3 protein-coding genes are annotated in these 1,325 nt (G+C 63.1%); all 3 read right to left on the bottom strand.

Translation table 11 applies throughout. The features are described from left to right. A partial coding sequence (locus QEH57_RS24670; RefSeq protein WP_309009476.1) for a transposase occupies positions 1–590 on the bottom strand: 590 nt, incomplete at its 3' end. Positions 591–635: 45 nt separating this feature from the next. Continuing rightward, complete coding sequence (gene tnpB / locus QEH57_RS24675) at positions 636–986, bottom strand: IS66 family insertion sequence element accessory protein TnpB (protein WP_191616993.1); 351 nt, start codon at positions 984–986, stop codon at positions 636–638. Beyond that, positions 980–1,282 (bottom strand): transposase, encoded by a 303-nt coding sequence (locus QEH57_RS24680; RefSeq protein ID WP_309009477.1) that lies wholly within the window; start codon positions 1,280–1,282, stop codon positions 980–982. The genes tnpB and QEH57_RS24680 overlap by 7 nt, the downstream gene beginning before the upstream one ends. Positions 1,283–1,325: the final 43 nt, after the last annotated feature.

Below are 1,325 nucleotides of genomic sequence, written 5' to 3' on the forward strand. Positions count from 1 at the left end.
GCGAAGCCGTGCCGCTTGTAGATCGCGCATTGGCGGAACAGGGGAAGGTGGTCGAGGAACTTCGAGACCACGACGTAGGCGAGCAGCTCGGCCGAGGCGACGCCTTCCACTACGCGAAGCGGGGCTGGGGCAACGACGGGCGCCTGGGACTTGTCGCCAACTTTCCGATACTTTGGACGGACGATGCTGCGGCGGTAGAACTTCGGCGGCTCCACCTTCACCTCGTAGGTCCGCTCCTCGCCGATGCGCTCGTAGGCGGATGGATTGGCCTGGACTTCCTCGGGCTCGACTACCGTCTCCTCGAGGACCGGAAGGTTGCCGTAGAGCTCGTCGCGCGTCTTGCGGGAGGGCTTGGCCTTGCGCTCGTAGGATATCTTCTGCGGCGGAGTCTCGGCCGCCTTGGCTTCCTCGAGCTTGCCCAGCAAAAGGTCGAGCTGGTTGAGGTCCACCTTCTCGGACTTGCCTCCGGCGAAGACCTGGCGGCGGAACCACGCGATCTGCGCCTCCAGCTCGGCGATGCGTTCGTCCTTGCCCGACAGCTTCGCCTTAAGCGTCGCGTTCTCGGCTAGGACTTCCTCTATCGGCGGCATCGCGTATCTGGATAGAGGATACGCGGCCTGGATCAACGATTTTCTTCAGCGTTCGTACCACGCCTTGGCCATCCCGTCCTTGAGGTCTATGCCGCCGAGCAGCATCGACAAGGCCTCGCTCTTGAGCCGCAGCTTCCCGCTGGCGGCGTCGCTGGGCCTAGGCCAGGTGAAGCCTCCCTTCTCGAGCCGTTTCGCTAGAACCCACAGCCCCGTTCCGTCGAAGAAGAGTATCTTCAGCCGGTTGCGTCGCCTGTTGGAGAAGACGAACATCCCGCCCTGCAGCGGGTTCTCCTTTAGCTGGTTGGCGGCGACGGCGTAAAGCCCGTCGAAGCTCTTGCGCATGTCCACCGGCTCGACCGCCAGGAATATGCGGACCGCGCTGGAGAAGCTCAGCATGCCTTCAGCTCCCGTATCCAGCCCGCGACGACCGACCTGTCGGCGTCCAGAGGGAACTCGGCCCACAGGCCGTTGGGCAAGGCAATGCTCAAGCGTCCTTCGCCCGGTTCGGCTCCGCCGACCTCGACAAACTGGACCGGCTTGGTCGCAGCCGGGCCGAGCCAACGCTTGAGCGTGGGATAGCTCAGGTTCATCTCCTTGCAGAAGCGCGACGCGTTCAGGCCGCTTTGGCGGAAGAGCTCGAGGAGCTCTTGCTTCTGTTCTGCAGTGTATCGTTTTCCTCGTTCGGTGGACATGAAGGAAAAATAGCGGATCGACGATCAAGCGTCTAGGGGGTGG

It is taken from the genome of Pelagicoccus sp. SDUM812005, assembly GCF_031127875.1.
Lineage (GTDB): Bacteria > Verrucomicrobiota > Verrucomicrobiia > Opitutales > Opitutaceae > Pelagicoccus.